We start from the raw sequence: 19,838 nt of genomic DNA on the forward strand, positions 1-19,838 counted from the left end.
TTCGCTAAAATTCGAACGATTTCAGACGATTCGGTGGTGAGATTTTTTCTAGCAGGGGCTGCAAGTCTTCGATCCCTGAATCGAACAACGTACACAAGCAGCTAATGTGTTGATATATAATAGCCTTGCCACGATCTTGCGCCGAGCTGTTTCAGAATGGTCTAGCTCAAAAAAAACTGCGGTTTTTTAGCGATTTTTACAACCGGACGGAGAAATCCATTCACAATTTCGTTTAAGAGCGGACGGGCCAGCGAGTGCGTCAATTGTAGACATCAACAGACAATCGCAATGATTGTGGAAGAGGGTTCCATAAGCCAGTCCGAAGCCCTGCCGAGCGGAGTGCTGCGGCAGTCCAGGTGTTGCAGCCGAAGAGGGCATTGAAGTATCTCTTGGCTTCGAAAAACCGATCGATCTCCCCGTAACCCGCATCCGGGATCGGCGCGATCGCGCCCGCGTTGCGGACGAAGCTGTCCGCGATGAATTCGCGCAGCCGCGCCAATTCATCATCACCAATATCGAAGGCCGTAACATCAGACTGCGGCTCGGCAATATGGCCAGCGAGATCCACATGCAGCACCGAACGATCTATTGTCAGCGCCCGTAGCACCGGCAGCGGCTTCAGCTCAGCCCAGGTCGGTGTTTCGAGATAGAAGGCGCGGCCGCCCCAGCCGATCACGAGCCATTCCGCATTCGGATGACCGAGCGGAAAATCCGGCTCGTCGAGGAAGGAAAATGCCGCCCGCGTCTCCTCATCGAGCGGAATGGCAATATCGGTATGAATCGATCCCGATAGGAGGAGAATGCGGTGGATTGCCTCCGCCGACGACGCCTTGACCGGGGCAATCAGCGGCCGGGGAATGAAGGTTCCGCCCGCTGCCAGAGTTGCGAGCAGGAGCACGATCCGCAACAGCCAGCGCATCCCCCTCAGCACGGAATGACTGGCCTAGAACAGGAAATAGCGCTGCGCCATCGGCAGCACCGTCGCGGGCTCGCAGGTCAGCAGTTCGCCGTTCGCCCTGACTTCATAGGTCTCCGGATCGACTTCGATCTCCGGTGTCAGGTCATTGTGGATCATCGACGCCTTGGAGATGCCGCCGCGCGTATTCTTCACCGCCACGAGTTCCTTCGCGACCCCGAGCCTGCCCTTCAGCCCGGCATCGAGCGACGCCTGGCTGACGAAGGTGACGGAGGAATTGGTGAGGCTGCGGCCATAGGAGGCGAACATCGGCCGATAGTGCACCGGCTGCGGCGTCGGGATCGAGGCATTCGGATCGCCCATAGGGGCGGCGGCAATCGAGCCGCCGAGCAGCACCATGTCGGGCTTCACGCCGAAGAAGGCTGGGTTCCAGAGCACGAGGTCGGCGCGCTTACCGATCTCGACCGAGCCGATCTCATGGCTGAGACCGTGGGCGATCGCCGGGTTGATCGTATATTTGGCGATATAGCGGCGGACGCGGAAATTGTCGTTGTCGCCCTTTTCCTCCTTCAGTCGGCCGCGCTGGCGCTTCATCTTATCGGCCGTCTGCCAGGTGCGGATCGCCACTTCGCCGACGCGGCCCATGGCCTGGCTGTCGGATGAAATGATCGAGAAGGCACCGATATCATGGAGAATGTCTTCCGCCGCGATCGTCTCCTTGCGGATGCGGCTTTCGGCAAAGGCGATATCCTCGGGAATCGACGGCGACAGGTGATGGCAGACCATCAGCATGTCGAGATGCTCAGCGATAGTGTTGACCGTGTAGGGCCGCGTCGGATTGGTGGACGACGGGATGACGTTCGGCTGCCCACAGATCTTGATGATATCGGGCGCGTGCCCGCCGCCCGCCCCTTCCGTGTGGAACGCATGGATGGTGCGGCCCTTGATGGCGCCGATCGTATCCTCGACGAAGCCGCTTTCGTTCAGCGTATCGGTGTGGATCATCACCTGCACGTCATGTTCGTCGGCGACCGACAGGCAGCAATCGATGGCGCCAGGCGTCGTGCCCCAGTCCTCATGCAATTTCAGCGAGGTGGCGCCGGCCAGCACCATTTCCGTCAGTGCTCCCGGCAGCGAGGCATTGCCCTTGCCGGCAAAGGCAAGGTTCATCGGGAAGGCGTCCGCCGCCTCGATCATACGCGCCAGATGCCAGGGACCCGGCGTGCAGGTGGTGGCGAGCGTACCATGCGCCGGTCCCGTGCCGCCGCCGAGCATGCAGGTCATGCCGGACATCAGCGCTTCCTCGATCTGCTGCGGCGCGATGAAATGGATATGGCTATCCATGCCGCCTGCGGTGACGATCTTGCCTTCGGCGGCAATAGCCTCCGTGCCCGGGCCGACGATGATGTTGACGCCCGGCTGCATATCGGGATTGCCGGCCTTGCCGATCGCAACGATGCGCCCACCCTTCAGCCCGATATCGGCTTTATAGATTCCGGAATGATCGACGATCACCGCATTGGTGATGACCGTATCGACCGCGCCGTCCGCCCGTGTCACCTGGCTCTGGCCCATGCCGTCACGGATCACCTTGCCGCCGCCGAACTTCACCTCCTCGCCATAAGTGGTGAAATCCTTCTCGATCTCGATGAAGAGCTCCGTATCGGCAAGGCGCACCTTGTCTCCGGTGGTCGGTCCGAACATGCCGGCATAGGCGGCGCGGGAGATCTTGTAGGGCATTCATCAGGCTCCGTGGAAGGAAGAGACAAGTGTTTTTTCGCCGAGTCGTGTGAGGCGGCTAGCGGCTACATAAGTATCGACAAGCTGCCGTTCGGCCGCAAACGGGTGCCATTCCCAGCCGACGTGACCGAAGCCAGCGAGCATCACCTCGGCCTCGGCATATTTGTCCAGCGCCTCGGCGGTGACGATCATGCCGCTGCTCGGCACCACATAGGGCGCCGGCTCAAAGGCCGAAAGCGAGGCGTCGACGGCCTCGTGGACCGTCTTGCCGATGACGATATGCCCCTTGCCGGTTTCCGCGCAGAAGGCAGCGAACGCATCCGTATAGTCGTCGCAGAAATCATCGAGATCAGGATGCGAGACGGCAAGCGGCGCCCGCATCGCGGCAAATTTTTCCGGGTGGCGCACGCTCCAGATTTCGCGCGCCGAAACAACACCGGGATGGGCGCGCCACTCGGGTGAGCCGAGCATTGCCTTTGCCGGCCGGCCGGTATTGCAGACCGCGACGGCATCGGTGCGGCTGCCACCGGCTCCGTAGGAGCGGCAGTCGTTGAAGCGGATGACGAAATCGGCGGCATCGATGATGCCTGCCTGTCCTTCCCCAATCTCGCCATTGCCGACGATTACGACCTTTTTGATCACCCTAGTTACTCATCGTCTCTTCGAGCTGTTTCAGCTCTTTCGTGCGTTTATCCGTCTCTTCGGCCAGACATCCGGCAACCAGCATCGGCTCCATCGTGCCGCCGCGGGCCTGAAAGCCGAAGGCATCGCATTCTGCGTCGCGATAGTCGATCCAGGCGCGCTGCGCCTTGACCAGCGCCCTTTCGGCACCCTTCATGTCGCCGTCGAGATCCTTGTCGATCGCCGCCATGGCGGCGCGTGTCTTCTTATATTGTTCGTTCAGCGCCTTGTCGGCAGCCTCATGGCGCGCCTCTTCGCAGGAGGTCATGTCCGATTGCGTCTGCGGACTCTTGCAATCGACATCCTGCGCGGACACACGGCCGGCCACAAACAGCATCGCCGCCCCAATGAGGCAGATATTCAGACGCAATCACCTCTCCCGTTCTTCTAAAGCTTGCCCATCACGAGCTGGCGGAAGCCGTAAACCTCGCGCTTGCCGGAAAGCGGGATCAGCGTCACCGAACGCGTCTGCCCCGGCTCGAAGCGCACGGCCGTCCCGGCCGGAATATCAAGACGTTTCCCGTGCGCCGCCGCGCGGTCGAAGGAAAGCCCGGCATTGGTCTCGGCAAAATGATAGTGGCTGCCGACCTGCACCGGCCGGTCGCCTGTATTGGAAACTTCCAGCGTCACCGTGGGCGCGCCGGCATTGAGTTCGATGTCGCCGCTTGCGGCAATGATCTCGCCCGGAATCATCTCATTCTCCTTAAGCCGCTCTGGGCGCACAGCCCTCGGCCTTCAGCACGCGTTTCGTCGACGCCGGATGTTTGGCGAGCATGGCGGCCGGCCGGATGGGCCTGGCGACGAGATTGCCGCCGCAATTCGGGCAAGTGCCCTTCAGCACGCCGTCCACGCAATCGGCGCAGAAGGTGCATTCGTAGGTGCAGATCCGCGCCTCAGCGCTCTCCGGCGGCAGATCCTTGTCGCAGCATTCGCAATTGGGCCTCAGTTCCAGCATTTTCTCTCCCTACCGGATCGGTTCATGTACGGTGACGAGCTTGGTTCCGTCGGGAAACGTTGCTTCCACCTGCACGTCGTGGATCATCTCGGCAACGCCCTCCATCACCTGATCACGGCCGATCACATGGGCGCCGGCTTCCATCAGCTCGGCGACGGGACGGCCGTCGCGGGCGCCTTCGACGACGAAGTCGCTGATCAGCGCAATCGCTTCGGGATAGTTCAGCTTGACGCCGCGCTCCAGCCGCCGCCGTGCCACCATCGCCGCCATCGAAATCAGCAGCTTGTCTTTTTCTCTCGGAGTGAGGTTCATTGCTTGCCCATCTGCCTCATGCTTCGCTTCATAGATTCCAGACTTTCGGCACAGGCGCACCGTTGCGCAAGACGGAAATGACCGGGATAAGGATTTTTCTCAGCGTAAAACCGTCGGCTGCGGCAAGGCGAACGACGAGCTTGTCGCTCCAGGCGCTCGCGCCGCCCATGATCCCTTCGACGAGCGGCCGCACCTTGCCGAGATAGGCTTCAGCCAGCGGACCGGCATAAAGCAGCGTCGCAAAGGCCACCTGCCCGCCGAGCACGGCCTGACGCGCGGTCAATGCCGCGATACCCTCGGAAAGTCTAAGCTCCTCGGCATGGATCAGCCGGCCCGAGCGGCGGATACGCCAGCGGTCACGAAAGAGCCCAGTCTCCACCGCCTCGCCCATTGCCTTGCGGCCGAGCAGCACCGCTTCGACGGCCAGGAATTCGGCGCTTTCGTCGAGATCGACATCCAGGCGGCGGAAAAGCGCTGCCCTGTCGAAGAGGATCGTTTCCTGCGGAAGCCAGTCGACGCGCGCTCCAACGCCGACTTCGATGCGGGTCGTCACCTCGGCGGTGCCGGCCGACGCCTTGTAGATCTTTTCGCAGGCCTGGGTGGTAACGTCGATCTTCGTGCCGGCACCGGCAACAACGCTCCAGTCCAGCCGATCGCCGCCGGTCAGCCCGCCCGCGGTGTTGATGATGACGGCTTCCATCGAGGCGTCGAAAGTATCAGGCAAGCGGATCTTCGCCGCGCCCTCCTGATAGAGCTCGCGAATACGAGTGCGCCCATCGAGCAGCCTTGCCGCCAGATGCCCCCGTCCCTCCGCTCTTTGCGGTCTGGTACTCACTGCCGCACTCGTCATGTCGTCCTTTCAATCGCGCCACCGCTTTCCATTCACGCGCGCGAATGACGGAAAGCAAGCAATTCCCATGCCGCCCGACAAGGGCTGCGGTCCGCGCAGAAGAGATCAACGAGCCGTCGTTCTCTCTGCCGCAAATTGCGGCATTTGCCGGTCAGACGGTCAGATGGCGGCGAGCCTCCTGCGTATCCAGCGTTTCGGCAAGCCCTTCATGCACGATCTCGCCGCGGTCCATGATGTAGACATAGTCGGCAAGCTCCCGGCAGAAATCCAGATATTGCTCGACAAGCAGGATCGCCATGCCTGTGGAATCGCGGAGATAGCGGATCGCCCGGCCGATATCTTTGATGATCGACGGCTGAATGCCCTCGGTCGGCTCGTCGAGCACGAGAATTTTCGGCCGCGTCACCATGGCGCGCCCGATTGCCAGCTGCTGCTGCTGCCCGCCGGAAAGATCGCCGCCGCGCCGTGACAACATCGATTTCAGCACCGGGAAGAGACTGAAGATATCGTCGGGAATGTTGCGGTCGCGGCGGCCAAGCGGAGCGAAGCCGGTTTCGAGATTTTCCTTGACGCTAAGCAGCGGAAAGATTTCACGCCCCTGCGGCACATAGCCGATGCCCTGCTTGGCGCGGGCAAAGGGCGGCAGGCCGTTCAGTTTTGTATCGTTGAAGGTGACGGTGCCGGCCGATAGCGGATGCTGGCCGGTGACGGCGCGCAGCAGCGAACTCTTGCCGACGCCGTTGCGCCCCAGCACGCAGGTGATCTTGCCCATCTCCGCCTTGATGGAGATCCCGCGCAGCGCCTGCGCCGCGCCATAATGCAGATTTGCGTTCTCGACTGTCAGCATCCGTTCACCCTTCCCCATCAGTTCATCAGACTGCGCCTCAGCGTCTGCAGGGCGTAGTCCTGTTCTTTCGTTCTCTCGCCGCCGGTCTCGGCCACGTCCTCGGCAATGCCGATCAATTGCTGGCGCTCCTGCATGTCGAGCGCCTTTAACCAGAGATCCCGGAACCGGCGGATCGGATCTTCCGGACTGGTGACGTTCTTGGAAGCCCACTCGCCGAAAACCAACACCTCTTCCAGGTCGCCCGGCCGGATGATGCCTTTCATGCGGCTGCGGATAACATCCTTCGCCGCGTCGACATACATCGGCTTCTCCTTGGCAAGGCAGAAGAAAAAGGCCACCGCCGCAATCGCCGGATCGGCAATCGAGGCCAGCGGCGCTACCTCAGCCTGCTTGCGAAACTTCCTGCGCTTATAAGCGCCCCGCATGCGCTCGACGGAATCGATGATCTCGTTTCCCGCCTCGCGCACCATTTTAAAACGCCAATACCAGATGACCGCGCCGCTGAGCGCCGCGACCAGAATACCGAGAAAAGCCATGATGAAACCCCACAGTAAACCCCGCTCGTTTTAGAGCGTCTTCCATTGTCAGGTTCAAGCCTGGAAGTTGCATTCCTCACCTTCCTAGATAATTCTCGATCACCTTCGGATCCGAACTGACGAAATCGATCGATCCCTCCGCCAGCACCGATCCTTCCGCAAGGCAGGTCACCTTGACGCCGAGGTCGCGGATGAAGCCCATGTCGTGCTCAACGACGACGACCGACCGGGTCTTGGCGATATTCTTGAGCAGAATCGCCGTTTCCGCTGTCTCCGCATCCGTCATGCCGGCGACCGGCTCGTCGACGAGCAGCAGCTTCGGCTCCTGGGCAAGCAACATGCCGATCTCCAGCCATTGCTTCTGCCCGTGCGATAGATTGGCAGCCAATTCGTCGCGGCGGTGGGTCAGCCGCACGGTTTCGAGAATCTCATCGATGCGCGTCCTGTCTTCGCTCGAAAGTCGATAGAACAGCGTCGAGAAGACGGAGCGGCGGCGGTTCAGCGCCAGTTCCAGATTATCCCAGACCGTATGGCTTTCGAAGACCGTCGGCTTCTGGAACTTGCGGCCGATGCCGAGCTGAGCGATGTCGGCCTCATCCTTCTTGGTGAGGTCGACGGTCCCGTTGAAGAAAACCTCGCCCTCATCAGGCCTGGTCTTGCCGGTGATGATATCCATCATCGTCGTCTTGCCGGCGCCGTTCGGGCCAATAATGGCGCGAAGCTCGCCGGGCTCGATGACGATCGAGAGCGAATTCAGCGCCTTGAAGCCGTCGAAGGAAACGGAGACGCCGCTGAGATAGAGCACGCTGTTGGGTTTGACGTCGGGAATCATGGCACTCACTCCGCTGCCTGGATTTTCGCTTCGATGTCATCTTCCTCTGCCGCCGGGGGTACAGCGTCGGTGACGGCCTTCCGTTTGCCGAGTTGGTGCGCGATGGTGCCGACGACGCCCTTCGGCAGGAACAGCGTAACGGCGACGAAGAGACCGCCGAGCGCAAACAGCCAGAACTCGGGGAAGAGACCGGTGAAAATCGTCTTGCCGCCATTGACGAGGATCGCCCCGATGATCGGCCCGATCAGCGTTCCCCGCCCGCCGACCGCCGTCCAGATGACGACTTCGATGGAGTTTGCGGGCGCGAATTCGCCGGGATTGATGATGCCGACCTGCGGCACGTAGAGCGCGCCGGCAATGCCCGCCATCATCGCCGAGACGACGAAGGTGAAGAGCTTGAAATGCTCGACGCGATAGCCGAGGAAGCGCGTGCGGCTTTCGGCATCACGCACGCCGACGAGCACCTTGCCGAACTTCGAGCGGACGATTGCCGAGGCGATCGTCAGCGATAGCGCCAGAAAGATCGCGGTCGCGGCGAAGAGGCTTGCGCGCGTGCCGTCTGCCTGGATGTTGAAGCCGAGGATGTCCTTGAAATCGGTCATGCCGTTGTTGCCGCCGAAACCCATGTCGTTGCGGAAGAAGGCAAGCAGCAGCGCATAGGTCATCGCCTGGGTGATGATCGAGAGGTAGACGCCGTTGACGCGCGAGCGGAAGGCGAACCAGCCGAAGACGAAGGCGAGCAGCCCAGGCACGAGGAGCACCATCAGCGCCGCGAACCAGAACTGGTCGAAGCCGTACCAGAACCAGGGCAGCTCCTTCCAGTTCAGGAACACCATGAAGTCGGGAAGGATCGGATCGCCGTAGACGCCGCGCGAGCCGATCTGGCGCATCAGATACATGCCCATCGCATAACCGCCGAGCGCGAAGAAGGCGCCGTGGCCGAGCGAAAGGATGCCGCAGAAGCCCCAGACGAGATCGAGCGCCAGCGCCAGCAGCGCATAGGTCAGATACTTGCCAAACAGTGCCATGATGTAGGTCGGGACGTGAAGCGGATGGGTTGGCCCGGTGGCGAGGTTCAGCACCGGCACGAGAATGGCGACCGCCAGCAGCAGGGCGACGGCGATTGTGATCCTGCGATCGAGCGATCGGAGAAGGAAGGCCGTTATCATGCTTCCACCGCCCTTCCTTTGAGTGCGAAGAGCCCGCGCGGACGCTTCTGGATGAACAGAATGATGAGGACGAGCACCAGGATTTTGCCGAGCACGGCGCCGGCGAAGGGCTCAAGGAACTTGTTGACGACGCCGAGCGACAGGGCGCCGACCAGCGTGCCCCAGAGATTGCCGACCCCGCCGAATACGACGACCATGAAGCTGTCGATGATGTAGTTCTGGCCGAGGTTCGGCGAGACGTTATCGATCTGCGAGAGCGCCACACCGGCCATGCCGGCGATGCCGGAGCCGAGCGCGAAGGTGAAGGCGTCGACCCAGCCGGTGCGGATGCCCATGGAGGAAGCCATGCGCCGGTTCTGCGTCACCGCCCGCATCTGCAGCCCGAATGCGGAGCGCTTGAGCAGCATCAGGAGCGTCAGGAATACCACCACAGAGAAGGCGATGATCCAGAGCCGGTTCCAGGTGATGACCAGCCCGCCGAAATCGAAGGCACCGGACATCCAGCTCGGATTGCGGACCTCGCGGTTGGTCGGGCCGAAATAGCTGCGGATCGCCTGCTGCAGGATCAGCGACACGCCCCAGGTGGCAAGCAGGGTCTCCAGCGGGCGGCCGTAGAGATAGCGGATCACCGAACGTTCGATGACGAGACCGACCAGACCGGTGAAGAGGAAGGCAGCCGGCACCGCGAAGGCCAGTGAATAATCGGCAAGCGAGGGGAAGGCCGAGGCGATCGTTTCCTGCACGACATAGGTCGTATAGGCGCCGATCATCACCATCTCGCCATGCGCCATGTTGATGACGCCCATGACGCCGAAGGTGATGGCAAGGCCGATAGCGGCCAAGAGCAGCACCGAGCCGAGCGACAGGCCGTACCAGACGTTCTGGACGACGTCCCAGAGCGCCAGGTCACGGTTGATCGAATTGATCTCCGTCTGGATCGCGGGCTTCAGATCGTCGGGCGCATTCGCCATCGCCGTCGTCAGGATCGTCAGCGCATCGCGGCCGCCGCGGGCGGCGATCATATCGATGGCAGCCCGCTTCTCCTCGAGACCGGCATCGCTCTTCAGCACCATCACGGCCCGCGCCGCTTCCATCGTGTTTTTGATCTCGCCATCCTTCTCGGCTGAAAGAGCCGAATTCAGGAGTTCGAGATTGGCAGGATCGGCATCCCTAAGCATGCCCTCGGCCGCAGCGAGCCGCGCCGAGCGATCCGGGCTCAGAAGCGTCAGCTGGCTCATCATGGTCGTGATCGTGGTGCGCAGTGCATTGTTGATCTTGACCTTCGACATCAAGTCGGGATCGACATCGGCAACCGCCTCGCCGGTGATCGGATCGGAATAGGTTGGCCCGTCCTCCGTGCCGCCTTGAACGAGGACGGGGCCGCCTTCCGAATTGACGTAGAGTTGGCCGTCACTCAGCTGCTGCAGGATCTGGCTGACATGCGTATCCCCGGAAGCGGCAAGCGCCCGGATGGCCGCGTCGCGCTCGGGAAAGCCGCCGACGCCGAGCGCATCGACGAGAGCGTGCACGTCGTCCTCGGCCCGAAGGCCGGTCCCAGAAAGCGTCAGGCCCGAAAGCATCAGACAAAATGTCAGAAGGAGAATCTGGATGGCGCGAAACATCGGCTCTCTCGCCTTGAGTGTCGTCGGCCTTGCGGCGCAGCGGTAAAGATGGAGCTTCCGCCCGGATCAGCTCCGGACGGAAGTCTTCAGGCTATCAGCGGACGCGTCTCCTCAGGAGCCCTTGCCGCCGCACTTGCCGGTGGCAACGTTGAAGTTGCCGCAGTTCAACGGCTTGCGCCAATCAGAGATCAGGTCCTTGGAGTCCGGCAGATAGTCCGACCATTCGTCGCCGACGACAGCGGGCGTTTGCTGGACGATTTCGAACTGGCCGTTGGCCTGGATTTCACCAATCAGCACCGGCTTGGTGATGTGGTGGTTGGGCATAACGGTGGCATAGCCGCCGGAGAGGTTCGGAACGGTGACGCCGATGATGTTATCGAGAACGGCATCGGTATTGGTGGTGCCAGCGGCCTCGACGGCCTTCACCCAGGCGTTGAAGCCGATATAGGCGGCCTCCATCGGATCGTTCGTCACACGCTTGTCGTTCTTTGTGAAGGCGTGCCATTCCTTGATGAACTTCTTGTTGGCGGGGCTTTCCACCGACTCGAAGTAGTTCCAGGCAGCGAGATGGCCGACGAGCGGCTTGGTGTCGAGGCCGGCAAGCTCTTCTTCGCCGACCGAGAAGGCGACAACCGGAATGTCGGTCGCCTTGATGCCCTGATTGCCGAGCTCCTTGTAGAACGGCACATTGGCGTCACCATTGATCGTGGAGACCACGGCGGTCTTCTTGCCGGCAGAGCCGAATTCCTTGATCTTGGCGACCTCGGTCTGCCAGTCGGAGAAGCCGAACGGCGTGTAGTTGACGAGAATGTCTTCCTTCGGAATGCCCTTGGATTCGAGATAGGCTGCCAGGATCTTGTTGGTCGTGCGCGGATAGACATAGTCGGTGCCTTCGAGCACGAAGCGCTTCACGCCTTCGGTCTTCATCAGATAGTCGACAGCCGGGATCGCCTGCTGGTTCGGAGCCGCACCCGTGTAGAAGATGTTGCGCGAGGATTCCTCGCCTTCATACTGCACAGGGTAGAAGAGCAGCGAGTTCAGCTCTTCGAAAACCGGCAGCACCGACTTGCGCGAGGACGACGTCCAGCAACCGAAGACCGCGGCGACCTTGTCCTTTTCGATCAGCTCACGCGCCTTTTCGGCAAAGAGCGGCCAATCGGACGCCGGATCGACGACGACAGCTTCGAGCTTCTTGCCGAGAAGGCCGCCTTTCTTGTTCTGCTCGTCGATGAGCATCAGCATGGCGTCTTTCAGCGTGGTTTCGGAAATTGCCATCGTGCCCGAGAGCGAATGCAGCACGCCGACCTTGATCGTATCGTCGGCGGCAATCGCGCTGCTGAAGGCAGCCGACGCTGTCATGATGGCGCCGAGCGCGGCACCCGTAATCGTGGATTTGAGATTCATATGGTTGATCCCCTCTCTTGTTCCGCAACAGGCCGGAAACGGAGTTAACTGTTGCCGAGAGGACTATCGGGTGCTGCAGCGCAAAAACACATACGCAAAATGACGTAGGCGCAGGGGTCGAATGCGCAGTCATGACGAGGAGGGCATCCCCGCCGCAGGGGTGCCCGGTCGGTTCGATATTAGCCGTCGATCATCAAGGTGACCGAGCTCGGGCCGTAAGACAGGGTCGCCCTGTGGCCGGAGATGGTGAACTTGCCGAAGGTGCCGGTAATGGCGGCAGCCTTCAGGATTTCGATCTTCGTTCCAGGCGCCGGCGCAAAGCCATGGGCGAGCGCCACGTCAAGATCGCCGGCAAGCGCCGCCTTGCCTGCAACGACCAGCGTGCCGGCGCCATTCGCGCCGAGCGTCGGCTTGGCCGTCGCACTGGCGAGCTGCTGATAGTCGCCGCCCACGGCTAAGGGCTTGTCGGCGGCCACGATGAGCGACCCGCCATTGACCATCAACCCGCCGGCGCCGAGGGCCGAGGGAGAGCCGGCAACCAGCACGCCCTCTTCCAGCACGGTGCCGCCGGCATAGCTGTTGGCGCCGGAAAGACCGAGAATGCCGCTGCCGCGCTTCACCAGTCTGCCCTTGCCGCCGATGTCGTTGCGCCAGGTATCGATCGCATTGAAGCCGCCCTTTGCCGCATCCATGGTCACGGTCACGTCCTGTTCGAAGGCGCCGTAACCGTCGGCGGCGGCAAACAGGTTGAGGCGGCCGTAGCCTTCCGCGTCGTCGAGCAGCGGATAGCCCGAGGCGATTTCCGTTGTACCAAGCACCTCGCGGCGCTGTTCACCATCAAGATAGGGCAGACGGGTTTCCAGAAGCGCTTCGGCGCCCTCCGGCACGAGGGCCGGCTGATCGGTCGCATGGATCGTCGGCAGCCCATAGCTCAGGCGCTGCAGCACATAGGCACGATTTGCCTCGTGATCGGCGAAACGGTCCGCCGAAAGCGGCGCTGCATGGGCGGCAACTTCGAGCGCACCCGCATCCGCAACACCCGACTTGGCGATCAGCCATGACTGCGCCTGGGCGTAGGCAGCGCTCTTCAGCGCTGAATTGTCGGACTTGTTCAGGTTATAGACGACCGTGGCGGTTCCGAGCATGCGGCCGCCCATCACGTCGAGCGGAGAGTGCATGCCTGCAAGGATGCGGTCTTCACCCATTTCGCTGGCGCGCGCGATCATTTCCTGGAATCGCTGCGGCACCAGATAAGCCATGGCGAGCGCATCCCGCCAGGCTTCCGCGGTATGCCCGCTCGGGAAGCCACCGTCCTCGACCGGCTTGCCGCTCTTGGCGGGCTCGAGCGTCGGCACGACCGAGACGTCCTGGCTCCAGCGATAGGGACGGGCATATTTGAAATAGCGCTTGGCAGGTTCCGTCGAGCCGTCGGCGCTTGCAGCGTTGATGAAGTCTATGGCGAGCCCCATGTCCGGATTGGCATCGGTCTTGTTTTCGGTGTCCGGCTTGCTGCCGGCGCCGCGATTGTTGCCCTTGTCGTCATATTTGACGGTCGTCGCATCGGCCGCGACTTCGGTGATCGTGGTGGTCTGCTTGGAACCGGCCTTCCAGGCATCCGTCAGCGGGCCGAGGCCATCGACGATGCTGGCATTTTTGCCGCGCCGGTCATCGAGATAGGCCGCGACCGCCTGTTCGGCAGTACGCGCCTTTGTCGCCTTGATGACATAGCCGATATTCGCATCATGAACGAGCTTGTTGACGATCTGGCCGTCGGTCTTGCTGAAGGGGATGCCGTCCCAATCTGTCTTGGCGACTGCAGGGCAATTGTCCTTGGCCGGAGCTTCTACGCCGGCATCGACGAAGGGCGTGCGCGGCCTCCATACTTCTAGGAAGCCGGAGAGAAGATGGACGGCGGCGTTGGTGTCGGCGGTCGAGAAGCAAGCGTCACCGCGCTTGTTGGTGTTTCCGGTCTCGGCATAGGGCGCTTTCGCGCTTGTGGCTTGCTCTGCCGCGGCAAGCGAGGGCACGACCGAAAGAAGGCTGACGAGAGCGGTGCTCAGGCGGCAAAGTTTTGAAACAGACATGAGTATACCCGAAATGGTTTAACGAGTGGCGGTAGGGTTAGAGCGGATATGTGACAGAGCCGTTTCAAAAATATGACTGTTCTGCAAATCCGCCAGTGCTCACCCCTTGCCTTTCCCGTCCATCCCGCCAAAACTGCCGTGGAAACGATGAGCCCAACGAGAGTGCCGGAAAGAGGGCATGACAGCGCGCCAACGCATCATTCCGGTGAGACGCGAATATAATCGCTGGGTCGCCAACCAGACGCTTGAAGACTATGCGCTGCGCTTCACCGCAAAGAGCGCCCGCCATTTTTCGTCTGAGCGCATCTCGCAGACGGCAATCGGCGCGATCTCCTTCCTGGCGCTCGAAGCGATCGGCGGGGCGATCACCCTCTCCTACGGCACCACCAACGCCTTCTGCGCCATCATCGTCGCCTCGATCGTGATGCTCGCAATCGGCCTGCCGATCAGCCGCTACGCCATCCGCCACGGCGTCGACATCGATCTTCTCACGCGCGGCGCCGGCTTCGGCTACATCGGCTCGACCATCACCTCGCTGATCTATGCGAGCTTCACCTTCATGCTGTTTGCGATAGAGGCCTCGATCATGTCCGGGGCCTTGGAGCTCACCCTCGGCATTCCGCTCTGGACCGGCTACATCATCAGCGCCGTCATGGTGATCCCGCTAGTGACGCACGGCGTGCGGCTGATCAGCAAGTTCCAGCTGATCACCCAGCCCTTCTGGATCGTGCTGAACATCCTGCCCTTCATCTTCATCGCCTTCATGGACTGGGAGAAATTCGATCTCTGGCGCGCCTTTTCAGGCATCCGCCACGCTTCCGGCCCGCCCGGTACCATCGCCGACTTCGATCTGATGGAGTTCGGCGCCGCCTCCGCCGTCATTCTGGCGCTGATGTCGCAGATCGGCGAGCAGGCCGATTTCCTCCGCTTCCTGCCGCCGGCGCTGCAGCGCAAATGGCGCCATCGCCTAGCCGTCTTCCTTGCCGGACCCGGCTGGGTTATCATCGGCGCGCCGAAGCTGCTTGCCGGCTCCTTCCTGGTCGTGCTCACCTTCACTTCCGGCGTTCCCCTCGACCGCGCCGCCGATCCCGCGCAGATGTACCTCACCGCCTTCGGCTACATGGTTCCCTGGCACAATGCCGCGCTGCTGCTTATGGCCGCCTTCGTTGTCGTCTCGCAGCTCAAGATCAACGTGATGAACGCCTATGCCGGCTCGCTCGCCTGGTCGAATTTCTTCTCCCGGCTGACCCACAGCCATCCCGGCCGCGTTATTTGGCTTGTCTTCAATGTTGCGATCGCTCTGCTGTTGATGGAACTCGGCATCTACCGGCTGCTGGAGGAGACGCTCGGCATCTTCTCGATCATCGCGATGGCCTGGCTCTGCACGATCTCCGCCGATCTCTTCATCAACAAGCCGCTGGGGCTCGCGCCTGCCGGCATCGAGTTCAAGCGCGCCCATCTCTACGACATCAACCCGGTCGGCCTCGGCGCCATGACGCTGTCGGCGACGATATCGCTGATCGCCCACTTCGGCGCTTTCGGCGAGATGGCCGCGTCGCTTGCTCCCTATATCACCCTCGTCATCGCGCTGGCTGCCTCGCCTGCCATTGCCTGGGCGACGAGGGGCAAGTTCTATCTCGCCCGCAAGCCGCGCCAGAGCTGGAAGAATCTGACCAGCATCACCTGCTCTGTCTGCGAGCATCCTTTCGAGCCGGAGGATATGGCCTGGTGCCCGGCCTATGCAGCCCCGATCTGCTCGCTCTGCTGTTCGCTCGACAGCCGCTGCCACGACATGTGCAAGCCGGCCGCGCGTTTCAACGCCCAGGTCGGAACGGTCGCGAGGACGCTGCTGCCGGAGAGCGTTCTGGGCAAGCTGACGACACGCCTTGGCCGCTACGGCATCGCCGTGGCGCTGGCGCTGACCGCCATCGGCGCGATCCTGGCGATGATCGCCCATCAGGTCGCCTCCGCCTCGCCGGAGACTGCAGAGGTGGTCAATCGCACTATTCTGATCGTCTTCTTCGTCTTCTCGGTGATATCAGGCGTCGTCTGCTGGTTCTATGTGCTCGCCCATGATAGTCGCGTCGTCGCCGAGGAGGAATCCTCGCGCCAGAACACGCTGCTGCTCAAAGAAATCGCCGCCCACAAGAAAACCGATGCGGCCCTTCAGAACGCCAAGGAGACGGCCGAGGCCGCCAACCGCGCCAAGAGCCGCTATGTCGTCGGCCTCAGCCACGAGCTGCGCACACCTTTGAACGCCGTGCTCGGCTATGCCCAGATCCTCGAACGCGACGAAACGATCCCGGCGCCGCGCCAATCCTCGATCAAGGTCATCCGCCGCAGCGCCGAACATCTCTCGGGGCTGATCGACGGCCTGCTCGATATTTCGAAGATCGAGGCCGGCCGCCTGCAGGTCTATTCCAACGAGATCAATATCCATGACTTCCTCGACCAGATCGTCGAGCTATTCCGCCCGCAGGCGCAGGCCAAGGGACTTGTCTTTCTACATGACCGTTCGCCTGTTTTGCCGCAATTCGTCCGCACCGACGAAAAGCGCCTGCGCCAGATCCTCGTCAACCTGCTCTCCAATGCCATCAAGTTCACCGACGAAGGCAGCGTCGCCTTCGATGTCGCCTATCGCAGCCAGGTCGCGACCTTCACCGTCACCGATACCGGCCGCGGCATTGCCGAAAAAGACCTGACACGCATCTACGAACCTTTCCAGCGGGGCGAGGCAGACAGCGTGCGGCCGATGCCTGGCCTCGGCCTCGGCCTCACCATCACCCGGCTTCTGACCAACACGCTCGGCGGCGAGATTGCGGTATCCAGCGTCAAGGACGAAGGTTCGACATTCCGTGTGCGGCTCATGCTGTCCGCCGTCATGCGCGCCGCCGCGCCGCCGCAGGAAAAACGCATCGTCGGTTACGACGGTCCGCGCCGCACCATCGTCGTCGTCGACGATAATGAGGATCACCGCGAGATGATGCGTGAAATCCTGGCGCCGCTCGATTTCATCGTGCTGACGGCGGCAGGCGGCGCCGAGTGCCTGACACTGATCGACGGCATCCAGCCCGATCTGTTCCTCGTGGATATACTGATGCCCGGCATGAGCGGCTGGCAGCTCGTCTCGCGTCTGCGTGAGGCCGGCCAGACGGCACCGATGCTGATGCTTTCGGCCAATATTGGCGATGCGACGGTTCTGAGCGACAGCGACGACAGCCACAATGACGCTATCGGCAAACCGATCGACATTCGCCAACTGCGTGACAAGCTTGCCCTGCATCTCGGCCTGAATTGGGTCTATGCCGATGATGCGCCCGCCGCTCCTGCAAAGATCGAGGCGCAGCTGCTAGGCCCGGGTGCAGCCCATGTGCAGGAATTGCTACGGCTCGGCGAGATCGGTTACATCAAGGGCATCGAAGCTAAGCTTTCGGACCTTGCCAAGGTGGAGGCAAATCGGCCATTCACGGAGGCTCTTCGACCCTATGTGGCCGCCTTCGATCTGGCCGGCTTCATGTCCTTCCTGCACGACTTCGACGAAAAGGTGGAATCCATTGGCTGAGCCGGCCCTCCCCCACGACATCGTTTTGCTGGTCGACGACTCGCCGGAGGCACTCGGTTTCCTGACGGATGCGCTCGAACAGTCCGGCTTCTCCGTTCTCATCGCCACCTCGGGCACGGCAGCGCTTGGCATCGTCGAGCGCATCACGCCTGATCTGATCCTGCTCGACGCTGTGATGCCTGTGATGGATGGCTTTGAGACCTGCCGCAGGCTGAAGGCAAATGCCGCCGTCGGCCAGGTGCCGGTGATTTTCATGACCGGCCTGACGGAGACCGAGCATGTCGTGCACGCGTTGGAATCCGGCGGCGTCGATTACCTCACCAAACCGATCAACATCGACGAACTGCGCGCCCGCATCCGCGTCCATCTGCGCAATGCCCGCTCGGCCCAGAGCGCCCGCGTTGCGCTGGACGCTGCCGGCCGTCACCTGCTGGCGGTCAAGGGCGATGGTGCGATCCACTGGTCGACGCCGCAGGCAACGCGGCTCGTCAATGCCGCCATGGGCAGTGACGACGGCATGGAGATCGTCGTCCGTCATATTGCCGGCTGGATGCGCGACCGCGCAGGCGCGGGACGAGACGGCATCATCTCAATCACCCATGCCGGCCAGGCAGCGCTGCAGCTTGCCTTCCTTGGCGCGATCGGCCCGGATGAATATCTCTTCCGCCTCACCGCCGCCAGCCACCGTAGTGACGACGAGATGCTGCGCCAACGTTTTTCGCTCACCCAACGAGAATCCGAAGTGCTGCTCTGGATCGCCAAGGGCAAGGCCAACCGTGACATCGGCGAAATACTGGGTTTGTCGGCGCGCACCGTGAATAAGCACCTCGAACAGATCTACGTGAAACTCGGGGTAGAGAACCGCGCATCGGCCGCCGTGAAGGCGACTCATGTGCTGCATGAGATGTGATGGATAGCGGAAGGCGATCCGTGGATCACGCCTCCTCCACCGCACCGCTGACAAGCGGCAGCAGTACCACTTTCTCCATCCGGCCAAGCCAGCGCCGCTTCACCGGCTGACCGCCCGGTGGATGAAGCGCCGCCAAAAAAGAAGCCCGGTGAACCGGGCTTCAATGATCATATTCCTAGAGAGGAAGCTAAGCTTACTTGGTCTCCTGCGGGACGTAGGTGTATTTGCCGTCCGCGCCCTTCTTCCATTCGTACATGATGTAGCCAGGAATCTTCGGATCGCCCTTTTCGTCGAACGAAATGTCGCCGAGCACCGTCGGGAACGGACCCTTTTCCTTCATGGCCGTGGCGACGGCTTCAGGGTCCACCGAACCGGCAGCCTTGGCAGCGCCGGCAATTGCCTGCATCGCAGCGTAGGAGTAGAGCGTATAGGCTTCCGGGTTGAAACCAGCAGCCTTAAACTTTTCGACGAGCTCCTTGTTCGCCGGGTTCAGCGTCGGATCGGGGCCGAAGGTGTTCAGGGTACCGGCGACAGCGTCACCAGCGATCGAGGCCAGCTCGTTCGAAACGATGCCGTCACCGGAAACCAGCGTTGCCTTCAGGCCCTGGTCTGCGGCCTGACGGATGATGAGACCGGCTTCGGTGTGCAGACCGCCCCAATAGATGATCGAGACGCCGGCTTCCTTCATCTTGGCGATGAGGGCCGAGAAGTCCTTGTCGCCGACGTTGATGCCTTCGTACATGACTTCCGTCAGGCCGGCGGCATTCATCGCCTTCTTGGTTTCGTCTGCAAGGCCCTGACCGTATGGGGTCTTGTCATGAATGACGGCGATCTTGGCGTCCTTGAAGTGGTCGGCGAGATACTTGCCGGCGATGGCGCCCTGCTGGTCGTCACGGCCGCAGGTGCGGAACGTGTTCCAGAGGCCCCGTTCCGTGAACTTCGGGTTCGTAGCGGCCGGGGTGATTTCGAGGATGCCGTTTTCGGCATAGACTTCCGAAGCCGGGATTGAAACGCCCGAGTTGAAGTGGCCGATGACGAACTTGACGCCGTCGGCAACGAATTTATTGGCAACGGAAATGCCCTGCTTCGGGTCGGAAACGTCGTCGCCGAGCTCGATCTTGATCTGCTCGCCATTGATGCCGCCAGCAGCGTTGATGTCGGCGGCTGCCTGCTCGGCACCCTTCTGAAGCTGAGCGCCGAAAGCGGCGTTCGGGCCGGTCAGCGGACCAGCGACAGCGATGAGGACGTCGGCCCAAGCGTTGCCGCTGAAGGCGACCATCGCCGTCAGAGCCACTGCCGACAGAAGAGACTTCTTCATATTGTTACTCCCAATTTTTGGGCGGGTTCCGGTCCAAGGCCCGACGCATTACCCACCATAGACTGCGCCAGGAAAGCTGTTCCGCTCTGAAGGCAATTCA

18 protein-coding genes are annotated in these 19,838 nt (G+C 61.8%); 2 read left to right on the top strand and 16 right to left on the bottom strand.

Features of this window, described 5'->3' with window-relative positions; all coding sequences use genetic code 11:
- Positions 1-259 precede the first annotated feature (259 nt).
- The 15 genes from NMA58_RS15825 to NMA58_RS15895 form a co-directional block, all read right to left on the bottom strand.
- Positions 260-931 carry a TIGR02117 family protein gene (locus NMA58_RS15825; RefSeq protein ID WP_434711134.1) on the bottom strand — a complete coding sequence of 224 codons (672 nt, stop codon included), beginning with the start codon at positions 929-931 and terminating at the stop codon, positions 260-262.
- A gap of 12 nt (positions 932-943) precedes the next feature.
- A complete protein-coding gene (gene ureC, locus NMA58_RS15830; RefSeq protein WP_221113556.1) occupies positions 944-2,656 on the bottom strand; it encodes an urease subunit alpha in 1,713 nt (570 codons plus the stop codon).
- Between the two features lie 3 nt (positions 2,657-2,659).
- Entirely contained in the window at positions 2,660-3,298 is a 639-nt protein-coding gene (locus NMA58_RS15835) for a Urease operon accessory protein (protein ID WP_434711136.1), read from the bottom strand.
- A 1-nt stretch (position 3,299) separates the two neighbouring features.
- Positions 3,300-3,707 (bottom strand): lysozyme inhibitor LprI family protein, encoded by a 408-nt coding sequence (locus NMA58_RS15840; RefSeq protein WP_434711138.1) that lies wholly within the window; start codon positions 3,705-3,707, stop codon positions 3,300-3,302.
- Positions 3,708-3,724: 17 nt separating this feature from the next.
- Complete coding sequence (locus NMA58_RS15845; RefSeq protein WP_003542314.1) at positions 3,725-4,030, bottom strand: urease subunit beta; 306 nt, start codon at positions 4,028-4,030, stop codon at positions 3,725-3,727.
- Positions 4,031-4,040: 10 nt separating this feature from the next.
- Entirely contained in the window at positions 4,041-4,292 is a 252-nt protein-coding gene (locus tag NMA58_RS15850) for a DUF1272 domain-containing protein (RefSeq protein WP_183699108.1), read from the bottom strand.
- 9 nt (positions 4,293-4,301) lie between these two features.
- A complete protein-coding gene (locus NMA58_RS15855) occupies positions 4,302-4,604 on the bottom strand; it encodes an urease subunit gamma (protein WP_064695492.1) in 303 nt (100 codons plus the stop codon).
- Positions 4,605-4,632: 28 nt separating this feature from the next.
- The gene (locus tag NMA58_RS15860) at positions 4,633-5,454 is read right to left on the bottom strand and encodes an urease accessory protein UreD (protein WP_085779182.1); all 822 of its coding nucleotides are present in this window, start codon (positions 5,452-5,454) and stop codon (positions 4,633-4,635) included.
- Between the two features lie 151 nt (positions 5,455-5,605).
- Positions 5,606-6,301: an urea ABC transporter ATP-binding subunit UrtE gene (urtE, locus tag NMA58_RS15865; protein WP_183699104.1), complete on the bottom strand. Its 696-nt coding sequence runs from the start codon at positions 6,299-6,301 to the stop codon at positions 5,606-5,608.
- A gap of 17 nt (positions 6,302-6,318) precedes the next feature.
- Positions 6,319-6,837, bottom strand: coding sequence for a hypothetical protein (locus tag NMA58_RS15870; protein WP_097600667.1), 519 nt, complete (start codon positions 6,835-6,837; stop codon positions 6,319-6,321).
- 76 nt (positions 6,838-6,913) lie between these two features.
- On the bottom strand, positions 6,914-7,669 hold the full coding sequence (gene urtD / locus NMA58_RS15875) for an urea ABC transporter ATP-binding protein UrtD (RefSeq protein ID WP_085779184.1): 756 nt from the start codon (positions 7,667-7,669) through the stop codon (positions 6,914-6,916).
- A gap of 5 nt (positions 7,670-7,674) precedes the next feature.
- Positions 7,675-8,838 carry an urea ABC transporter permease subunit UrtC gene (gene urtC, locus NMA58_RS15880; RefSeq protein ID WP_085779185.1) on the bottom strand — a complete coding sequence of 388 codons (1,164 nt, stop codon included), beginning with the start codon at positions 8,836-8,838 and terminating at the stop codon, positions 7,675-7,677.
- Entirely contained in the window at positions 8,835-10,460 is a 1,626-nt protein-coding gene (gene urtB / locus NMA58_RS15885; RefSeq protein ID WP_434711144.1) for an urea ABC transporter permease subunit UrtB, read from the bottom strand. Before urtB ends, urtC begins: the two co-directional genes overlap by 4 nt.
- Before the next feature lie 111 nt (positions 10,461-10,571).
- Positions 10,572-11,864: an urea ABC transporter substrate-binding protein gene (urtA, locus tag NMA58_RS15890; protein ID WP_097600669.1), complete on the bottom strand. Its 1,293-nt coding sequence runs from the start codon at positions 11,862-11,864 to the stop codon at positions 10,572-10,574.
- A gap of 179 nt (positions 11,865-12,043) precedes the next feature.
- Complete coding sequence (locus NMA58_RS15895; protein WP_434711147.1) at positions 12,044-13,948, bottom strand: phosphatase PAP2 family protein; 1,905 nt, start codon at positions 13,946-13,948, stop codon at positions 12,044-12,046.
- Between the two features lie 178 nt (positions 13,949-14,126).
- Between NMA58_RS15895 and NMA58_RS15900 the strand changes: the two genes are divergently transcribed.
- The gene (locus NMA58_RS15900) at positions 14,127-17,510 is read left to right on the top strand and encodes a hybrid sensor histidine kinase/response regulator (RefSeq protein WP_434711149.1); all 3,384 of its coding nucleotides are present in this window, start codon (positions 14,127-14,129) and stop codon (positions 17,508-17,510) included.
- Positions 17,503-18,420, top strand: coding sequence for a response regulator (locus tag NMA58_RS15905; RefSeq protein WP_434711151.1), 918 nt, complete (start codon positions 17,503-17,505; stop codon positions 18,418-18,420). Before NMA58_RS15900 ends, NMA58_RS15905 begins: the two co-directional genes overlap by 8 nt.
- A gap of 193 nt (positions 18,421-18,613) precedes the next feature.
- On the opposite strand, the gene NMA58_RS15910 is transcribed toward NMA58_RS15905, so the two are convergent.
- Positions 18,614-19,738, bottom strand: a complete 1,125-nt coding sequence (locus tag NMA58_RS15910; RefSeq protein ID WP_085779191.1) for a branched-chain amino acid ABC transporter substrate-binding protein — start codon at positions 19,736-19,738, stop codon at positions 18,614-18,616.
- Positions 19,739-19,838 lie beyond the last annotated feature (100 nt).

The sequence above is a fragment of the Rhizobium sp. YTUHZ045 genome (assembly GCF_051124255.1).
Taxonomy (GTDB): domain Bacteria; phylum Pseudomonadota; class Alphaproteobacteria; order Rhizobiales; family Rhizobiaceae; genus Rhizobium.

Bases quoted from the DNA above. Each gene is read 5' to 3' on its own strand.
- NMA58_RS15845 (WP_003542314.1), bottom strand. From the start codon at position 4,030: ATGATTCCGGGCGAGATCATTGCCGCAAGCGGCGACATCGAACTCAAT.
- NMA58_RS15855 (WP_064695492.1), bottom strand. From the start codon at position 4,604: ATGAACCTCACTCCGAGAGAAAAAGACAAGCTGCTGATTTCGATGGCG.
- urtA (WP_097600669.1), bottom strand. From the start codon at position 11,864: ATGAATCTCAAATCCACGATTACGGGTGCCGCGCTCGGCGCCATCATG.
- NMA58_RS15860 (WP_085779182.1), bottom strand. From the start codon at position 5,454: ATGACGAGTGCGGCAGTGAGTACCAGACCGCAAAGAGCGGAGGGACGG.
- NMA58_RS15910 (WP_085779191.1), bottom strand. From the start codon at position 19,738: ATGAAGAAGTCTCTTCTGTCGGCAGTGGCTCTGACGGCGATGGTCGCC.
- NMA58_RS15850 (WP_183699108.1), bottom strand. From the start codon at position 4,292: ATGCTGGAACTGAGGCCCAATTGCGAATGCTGCGACAAGGATCTGCCG.
- NMA58_RS15895 (WP_434711147.1), bottom strand. From the start codon at position 13,948: ATGTCTGTTTCAAAACTTTGCCGCCTGAGCACCGCTCTCGTCAGCCTT.
- urtE (WP_183699104.1), bottom strand. From the start codon at position 6,301: ATGCTGACAGTCGAGAACGCAAATCTGCATTATGGCGCGGCGCAGGCG.
- urtB (WP_434711144.1), bottom strand. From the start codon at position 10,460: ATGTTTCGCGCCATCCAGATTCTCCTTCTGACATTTTGTCTGATGCTT.
- urtD (WP_085779184.1), bottom strand. From the start codon at position 7,669: ATGATTCCCGACGTCAAACCCAACAGCGTGCTCTATCTCAGCGGCGTC.
- ureC (WP_221113556.1), bottom strand. From the start codon at position 2,656: ATGCCCTACAAGATCTCCCGCGCCGCCTATGCCGGCATGTTCGGACCG.
- urtC (WP_085779185.1), bottom strand. From the start codon at position 8,838: ATGATAACGGCCTTCCTTCTCCGATCGCTCGATCGCAGGATCACAATC.
- NMA58_RS15900 (WP_434711149.1), top strand. From the start codon at position 14,127: ATGACAGCGCGCCAACGCATCATTCCGGTGAGACGCGAATATAATCGC.
- NMA58_RS15870 (WP_097600667.1), bottom strand. From the start codon at position 6,837: ATGGCTTTTCTCGGTATTCTGGTCGCGGCGCTCAGCGGCGCGGTCATC.